10 protein-coding genes are annotated in these 6,707 nt (G+C 72.3%); 5 read left to right on the top strand and 5 right to left on the bottom strand.

Features of this window, described 5'->3' with window-relative positions:
• Positions 1 to 496: 496 nt before the first annotated feature.
• From AB0B86_RS26705 to AB0B86_RS26695, 3 genes are read right to left on the bottom strand one after another with little or no spacing between them, the layout of a single operon-like run.
• The gene (locus AB0B86_RS26705; RefSeq protein WP_357420050.1) at positions 497 to 1,141 is read right to left on the bottom strand and encodes a response regulator transcription factor; all 645 of its coding nucleotides are present in this window, start codon (positions 1,139 to 1,141) and stop codon (positions 497 to 499) included.
• On the bottom strand, positions 1,132 to 1,377 hold the full coding sequence (locus AB0B86_RS26700) for an ATP-binding protein (RefSeq protein WP_357420053.1): 246 nt from the start codon (positions 1,375 to 1,377) through the stop codon (positions 1,132 to 1,134). Before AB0B86_RS26700 ends, AB0B86_RS26705 begins: the two co-directional genes overlap by 10 nt.
• The gene (locus AB0B86_RS26695; RefSeq protein ID WP_357420052.1) at positions 1,331 to 1,648 is read right to left on the bottom strand and encodes a hypothetical protein; all 318 of its coding nucleotides are present in this window, start codon (positions 1,646 to 1,648) and stop codon (positions 1,331 to 1,333) included. The genes AB0B86_RS26700 and AB0B86_RS26695 overlap by 47 nt, the downstream gene beginning before the upstream one ends.
• Between AB0B86_RS26695 and AB0B86_RS26690 the strand changes: the two genes are divergently transcribed.
• The gene (locus AB0B86_RS26690) at positions 1,589 to 1,990 is read left to right on the top strand and encodes a hypothetical protein (protein ID WP_357420054.1); all 402 of its coding nucleotides are present in this window, start codon (positions 1,589 to 1,591) and stop codon (positions 1,988 to 1,990) included. The two genes, AB0B86_RS26695 and AB0B86_RS26690, sit on opposite strands and share 60 nt — an antisense overlap.
• Before the next feature lie 330 nt (positions 1,991 to 2,320).
• On the opposite strand, the gene AB0B86_RS26685 is transcribed toward AB0B86_RS26690, so the two are convergent.
• A complete protein-coding gene (locus tag AB0B86_RS26685) occupies positions 2,321 to 3,103 on the bottom strand; it encodes a DedA family protein (protein ID WP_357411343.1) in 783 nt (260 codons plus the stop codon).
• Between the two features lie 82 nt (positions 3,104 to 3,185).
• Here AB0B86_RS26685 and AB0B86_RS26680 point away from each other — a divergent pair, with 82 nt between their 5' ends.
• The 4 genes from AB0B86_RS26680 to AB0B86_RS26665 are packed head-to-tail and all read left to right on the top strand — an operon-like array spanning position 3,186 to position 5,752.
• Positions 3,186 to 3,884, top strand: a complete 699-nt coding sequence (locus tag AB0B86_RS26680; protein WP_357411473.1) for a carbon-nitrogen hydrolase family protein — start codon at positions 3,186 to 3,188, stop codon at positions 3,882 to 3,884.
• Between the two features lie 44 nt (positions 3,885 to 3,928).
• Positions 3,929 to 4,762 (top strand): MOSC N-terminal beta barrel domain-containing protein, encoded by an 834-nt coding sequence (locus AB0B86_RS26675; RefSeq protein WP_357411345.1) that lies wholly within the window; start codon positions 3,929 to 3,931, stop codon positions 4,760 to 4,762.
• The gene (locus AB0B86_RS26670; protein WP_357420049.1) at positions 4,759 to 5,199 is read left to right on the top strand and encodes a VOC family protein; all 441 of its coding nucleotides are present in this window, start codon (positions 4,759 to 4,761) and stop codon (positions 5,197 to 5,199) included. Before AB0B86_RS26675 ends, AB0B86_RS26670 begins: the two co-directional genes overlap by 4 nt.
• A gap of 46 nt (positions 5,200 to 5,245) precedes the next feature.
• Positions 5,246 to 5,752, top strand: a complete 507-nt coding sequence (locus tag AB0B86_RS26665) for a DinB family protein (RefSeq protein WP_357411349.1) — start codon at positions 5,246 to 5,248, stop codon at positions 5,750 to 5,752.
• A 10-nt stretch (positions 5,753 to 5,762) separates the two neighbouring features.
• On the opposite strand, the gene AB0B86_RS26660 is transcribed toward AB0B86_RS26665, so the two are convergent.
• Positions 5,763 to 6,638: an alpha/beta hydrolase gene (locus tag AB0B86_RS26660; protein WP_357411351.1), complete on the bottom strand. Its 876-nt coding sequence runs from the start codon at positions 6,636 to 6,638 to the stop codon at positions 5,763 to 5,765.
• Positions 6,639 to 6,707: the final 69 nt, after the last annotated feature.

Raw genomic sequence — 6,707 nt, 5'->3', positions numbered from 1 at the left:
ACAGCGGCGGGCTTGGCATCGACCGGGTTCGCGTGGGCGGCGATCGGACCGGCGAACACACCACCGGCGAACGCCAGACCAGCAACAGACAACACACTCTTACGGAAGATCGTGGTCATGGGGAAAGCTCCTTCGGGGGTAAGGACACCCGCCTGAGGGCAACGGATGTGAGCACCACGTCCGGCGCTACAAAAGGGGAAAAGTTTGGGGGGTCGGCGGCCTGCGAGCGGGGGGCTCGCGGCGCCGGGGGGTGTAACGACCCGGGGACCGCTGTCATTCCGGGGGTGGCCGGTCGAGGCGACCTGGCCGTGGTCCTGCGATCGTCAGGGTGTGTAACGACCCCCGCCCAACGATGATTCCGGCTGACGGGTGCCGCCGACCACAGCCCACCACCGGACAAATCACCCAGCTGATGGGCGCAGGGATGCCCCGGGTGCCGGATACCGCCGTTTCGCCGAAGTCGAGTGGATCAGGTCGGGTTCCGAGGCGGCCGGCGTCAGGTGCCCAGGTAACGCAGGACGGCGAGGATTCGTCGGCTGTAGCCGGCCGTGTGCGCGAGGTCGAGTCTGTCGAAGATGGCGTTGACGTGCTTCTCGACAGCGCTCTGCGACACGTGCAGCCGTTGGGCGATCGCGAGGTTCGTGTGCCCCTGCGCCATCTCGTGCAACACGTCCCGTTCGCGTGGGGTGAGCCGACCGAGCGGGTCGGGCCGGTCCGAGCCGGCCACCACCTGACGGACCACCTCCGGGTCGAGGGCGGTGCCTCCGGCGGCGACCCGGTCGAGTGCGTCGAGGAAGTCGTCCACCTGAGCGACCCGGTCCTTGAGTAGGTAGCCGACCCCCTCGGGGCGGTCCGCGAGCAGCCGGCTGGCGTAGCGCCGCTCCACGTACTGGGAGAGGACGAGGACGCCGGTGTCGGGCCACCGTCGGCGGATCTCCAGGGCAGCCCGCAGCCCGTCGTCGGTATGGGTGGGCGGCATTCGGACGTCGGTGACGACCACATCGGGTCGGGCTCGTTCGACCGCCTCGACAAGCTCGTGGGCGGTCCCCACTCCTGCGAGCACCTCGTGGTCCTCCTCGGCGAGGAGCCGCGTCAGCCCCTCCCGGAGCAGCGTCGAGTCTTCGGCGAGGACTAACCGCACGGCAACTCCGCCTGCACTGTCGTCGGACCTCCGGCCGGGCTGGTCACCGACAGTCGGCCGTCCAGCGCGGCGACCCGTCGCGCCAGCCCGGACAGCCCGCGCCCGGTCGGTTGCGCCCCGCCGACGCCGTCGTCGTGCACGCGCATCCGGATCCACCCGTCCTGTGCCTCGATCTCGACAGCGACCAGGTTAGCGGCGGCGTGCTTCGCGGCGTTGGTCAGCGCCTCGCAGGCCACGAAGTAGAGCACCGTCTCGATCTGCCGCTCGGGGCGGACCGGCAGATCGCAGCGGATGCGCACCGGCACCTGGGATCCGCGGGCGACGATGGCCAGCACCTCCCCCAGATCGTTGCTGTCCAAGGCCGACGGGTAGACCCGCCACGCCACCTCGCGTAACTCCTCGACGGCCCGCTGCACGTCCTCGTGTGCCTGCGCGACCAGCGCGTGCGTGCGGGTCGGCGTCGCGGGCACGGCGGGCCCGGCCGAGCAGCATGCCGAGGGCGACCAGCCGCTGCTGGAGGCCGTCGTGCAGGTCGCGTTCGATGCGCTGCCGTTCGGCGTCGACAGCGGCGATGACCCCGGCCCGACTGGTGGTCAGTTCCTGGACCCGCCGTGTCAGCTCCGCCCGACGCCCCAGGCTGAGCAGTCGGCGGGCCAGCCGCACATCCAGCGCCGCGATACTGGCGAGAGCCTGGACGTTCAGCAGCAGCAGGACCGCCCCGACGCCGAGCTGGGACAACGCGTCGAGGAAGCTCAGCTCCTTGTGCACCGCCGCGCGCAGCACGATCCCGGCGAGCACCACACCGATGCCGAGCACGGCGTATGCGAGCACGCCCAGTGCGCCGGGTAGCAGTCGGGCGGCCAGGTAGCCGACCTGCCGTCGGGTCGTCACGTCGTTCGGTGTGGGCAACTCCCCCGCGCCGAGCAGCCCGTCGAGGCGGCGTCGCTCCAGGTGCACCAGCCGCGCCGCGTACCTCCCGGTCAGGCCGACAACCCGACGGCGGGCGGCCGGCCCGAACGCACCGACGGCGAACGCGGCGGCCGCGACGGTGAGGAAGGCGAGCTCGACAGCGGCCGTGGCGATTCCGGCGGCGACTCCGACCGGCAGCCGGAGCCGGTCCCACCACCTGCCGGTACGCCGCTCCCCCGCCATCTCGTCCGTCTGCACGGCCACCCGCTGCTAGCGCTCGTCCGAGGCCCACGACCCGCTGCGGTAGAGGGTGCCGCGGCCGGCCGGGTCGGGTACGCCGTTCAGCGTGCGCTGCTCGGGTTCGGCCGGTTCGGGGTTGCGGGCGGCGCGACGGGCGCGCAGGACGCGGGACCCGACGAACCAGGCGGCCGCCGCCACACAGACCACGATCACCACCTTCTGGAGCATGCCGGCGTAGCCCTCGACGAGATGCCAGTTGTCGCCGAGGAAATAGCCGGCGAGCACGAACGTGCTGTTCCAGATCAGGCTGCCCAGCGTGGTGTAGAGCAGGAACGTGGCGACGGGCATCCGCTCCACCCCGGCCGGGATGGAGATCAGGCTCCGGAAGATCGGGATCATCCGCCCGAAGAAGACGGCCTTCACGCCGTGCCGGAGGAACCACGCCTCGGTCCGGTCCACGTCGGCGAGCTTCACCAGCGGCAGCCGGGACACGATGGCGCGCATCCGGTCGCGCCCCAGCGACGCGCCGATCAGGTAGAGCGCGAGGGCACCCACCACCGAGCCGAGCGTGGTCCAGAAGATCGCACCGACCAGACTCATCCGTCCCTGCGCGGCGACGAAACCGGCCAGCGGCAGGATCACCTCGCTGGGGATCGGCGGGAAGAGGTTCTCCAGCGCCACCGCCAGGCCGGCACCGGGGCCACCGAGCCGTTCCACCAGGTCGGTGACGTAACCGACGATCCCGCCCTGCGGCGGTTCCGCCGCGGCGGTGGGGGTTCCGGTGGCGAGCACGGCGTGGGACGTTCGAATCATGCACCCACGGTACGAAGCGATCCTGAGAGTCGACCATGAGGACGACCGCCCGACCGCGCGGGTCGACCACACCGGCCAGGGTGTGGAAACCCGCACCCCGCTCCGGCTCGCGGTGGCGCAGCCGCTGTGCGTACCCCTGGATGTCGCGGCGAACGCGCTGGCGCACGCGGCCGCGGTCCGTGCGGCGGGTGCCCGGGTGGTGGTCTTTCCGGAGCTGTCGCTGACCGGGTACGAGTTGGACGCCCCGGTCGTGTCGGTCGACGACCCGCTGTTGACGCCGCTGGTCGAGGCGTGCGCCGAAACGGAGGCGCTGGCGCTGGCCGGTGCACCGGTCGCGGGCGACCACATCGCGGTGCTTGCGGTGACCGGGGCCGGTGTGACTGTGGCGTACCGCAAGATGTGGCTGGGGGACGCGGAGGCCCGCCGGTTCCGGCCGGGCGACGCGCCGGTCGTGCTCGACGTGGACGGTTGGCGGGTCGGATTGGCGGTCTGCAAGGACACCGGCGTCGCCGCCCACGCGCAGCGGACGGCAGCGCTCGGGATCGACGTCTACGCGGCGGGTGTCGTGGAGGCCGCGCGCGACACCGCCGTGATCGGCGAGCGGGCGCGGCGGATCGCCGCCGCCCACCGGGTGTGGGTGGCGGTGGCAAGTTTCGCTGGCTCGACCGGCGGTGGCTTCACCGAGACGGCCGGGCGGTCGGGGGTGTGGACGCCGCAGGGCGAGGTCGTCGGGCGCGCGGGCACCGAGCCGGGCGAGTTGGTAAGCGTCAGCCTCGACTGACCGGTCGCCGGACGTGGCCCGGCAGGCGCGGTTAGGGTGACGCGATGATCTCCGGACGAGTGGTGCAGCTGTGGCGGTACCCGGTGAAGTCGCTGCTCGGAGAGCGGATCCCGGCTGCCGACATCGGCACGGCCGGAGTCGCGGGTGACCGCGTGCTGGCCCTGGTGGATCGGACCAGTGGACGGGTGGCCAGCGCCAAGCAGCCGCATCGGTGGCGCGGCCTGCTCGCGCTACAGGCGACCGGAGGGGTGACCGATCCGGTACGGATCACCCTGCCCGACGGCCGGCACCTGTCGGTCGGGGACCTCGACATCGACCGGGCGCTCAGCGCGGCCGTGGGTCGCCCGGTGACAGTGATCGACGCCGTGCCAGCCGGCGCTACCCTGCTGCGCTCCCACCCGGAGGCGGTGCTCGCCGCCGGTCTTGACGACGAGGTTCCGGCCGACGAGAGCCGGCTGGGTTCGGTGCTGCCCGGCACCTTCTTCGACTTCGCTCCGATCCACCTGGTCACCACCGCGACACTGGATCGGATCGCCGGGCATCTACCGCCCGGAGCGGGGACAGTGCAGCGCTACCGGCCCAACCTGGTGCTCGACGCGGGCACCGATGCCTTCGCCGAGAACGGCTGGGTCGGCCGGGAGTTGCGCGTCGGCCCGGACCTGGTGCTCGCCGTGCTCGCCCCGACGCCCCGCTGCGCGGTGCCGACGCTCGCGCACGGACCGCTGCGCCGCGAGCCCGAGGCGTTGCGCGTGCCCGCCCGGCTCAACCGGGTGGAGCCTCTGCCCGGGATGGGTCCCCAGCCGTGCGTCGGCGCGTACGCCCGTGTGGTCCGCTCCGGGCGGGTGGCGGACAGCGATCGCGTTACGGTCGGACCATGAGCATCGTCCCTTCCCGACTGTCAGTGGTCACGGTGGGAGCACGCGACATCGTGACGCTACGCTCGTTCTACCGGTCGCTGGGGTGGTCTGAGCTGCCGGCCAGCGACGACGGTTGGTCGGCCTTCCTGCTCGGTGGCGTCCTGTTCGCGCTCTACCCGCTGCCGGAGCTGGCCGCGGAGGCGGCGCCGGGTATGCCCGCCCCGGCCGGCGGCTGGTCCGGCGTCACCCTGGCCTGCAACGTCGACAGCCGCGAGGAGGTCGACACGGCTTTCGCCGCGGCCGTCGAGGCGGGCGCGACGGTGGTGGCGGCGCCGACCGACCGGTCCTGGGGTGGGCGCTCCGGCTACATCGCGGACCCGGAGGGCAACCGCTGGGAGATCGCCTGGGCGGGCAGCGCCCGCTTCGACGAGCGCGGCGCGCTCATGTCGTTCGGCTGAGCGTGTGGTGTTTGCGCCTCGACCCGGCCCTTGGAATGCTGCGCCGGTGACTTCTTTTCCAGGGACCTTCGCCGAGGATGTCATCGGCCACCCGGCCAAGGCCCAGTTCGAGGCGTTCATCGACGAGCACCGCAGGGCGCTCAACGGCTGCCTGGACGGGCTGACCGAGGAGCAGGCGCGCCGTTCGTTGGTGCCGTCCCGGACGACGCTGCTGGGTCTGGTGAAGCACGGCGCGTTCGTGGAGAAGGTCTGGTTCGACGAGGCAGTCACCTGCCGGTCCCGGGCCGAGATCGGCATTCCCGCTTCGCCGGATGAGTCGTTCATCCTCGACGACGACGACACGATCGCCTCGGTCCAGCGGGCGCACCGCGAGGCGTGCGAGGCCTCCCGCCGCGCGACGGCGTCGTTGGGGCTGGACGACGTGCTGCGCGGCAACCGGCGCGGCCCTCTGCCGCTGCGCTGGGTGTATCTGCACGTGCTACGCGAGCTGGCCCAGCACTGCGGGCACGCCGAGATCCTGCGTGAGCAACTCCTGGCCGAGCAGCGCGGCTGACCGACCCCGGTCAGCCGGCGTCCAGCACCTCCCGCAACCGTACGGCGAACTCCTCCGGCTTACCCGCGTAGCCGAACTCACCCCCGAGGAAGCCGCCGTGGTGACTCGGGAACACCACTGCCTCCTGGCCGAGCAGAGCCGCCAGGCCGAGGGCGGTACGCGCGGTGTACGTCCCGGCCGACTCCTCGCCGACGGCGACCACGATCCGGGTCGGCGCCGAGGTGAGCCGGCTCGCGTCGGGACGGTAGTCGGTGATCGCCCACGACAGGTCCGACAGCAGCGGGTCGTCGCGGCTGCCGTCGTCCTCGGTGGACAGCCCGAACGAGGCCGGATCGGGGGTGGGCTGCGCGAAGTAGGCGTCGGTGAACTCGCCCTGCCACGAGGTCATCGCGATGAACGCGGCCATGCCCGCGCCGGTGCCCTTCGCCTGGTACGCCTGGTAGAAGTCGGCCCGAGCGCGTTCGGCGGCTCCGGCGTCGGGGAGCACCGCGTTGATCGGCGGTTCGTGCGCCACCAACGTGCCGACGTCGCCCGGGTAGGCGGCGACGAGTTCGAGCGCCGTCACCGCACCGCCGCTGCTGGCGAAGAGGTCGACCGGGCCGGAGTCGAGCGCCTCGATCAGGTGGTGCAGGTCGGCCGCCTGCTGCTGCGGCGTGTGGTCGGTGCGGCCGTCCGTGCGGACGCTGCGGCCGAGACCGCGCGGGTCGTAGGTGACGACGGTACGGTCGGTGAAGTGCGGGGCGAGCGCGGCGAAGCCCTCCGCCGTCATCGGTTGGCCGATCATGAGCAGCACGGGGCGCCCATCGGACGGGGGCAACGGGCCGCGGACGTCGTAGACCAGGTCGACGCCGGGTACGGCAAGGGTGTGTGTCTGCGCTGTCGTCATCCGGTGAGAGTACGGCCGGCCGGAGCCGGTCGGCAGAAACGCCGTGCCGGTGAGTCAGGTGGCCACCGG

The sequence above is a fragment of the Micromonospora sp. NPDC049047 genome, from assembly GCF_040649135.1.
In the GTDB taxonomy this organism is placed as follows: Bacteria; Actinomycetota; Actinomycetes; order Mycobacteriales; family Micromonosporaceae; genus Micromonospora.
Note: the sequence above shows the minus strand (reverse complement) of the source record. Positions and strands in the feature narration are given on the sequence as shown.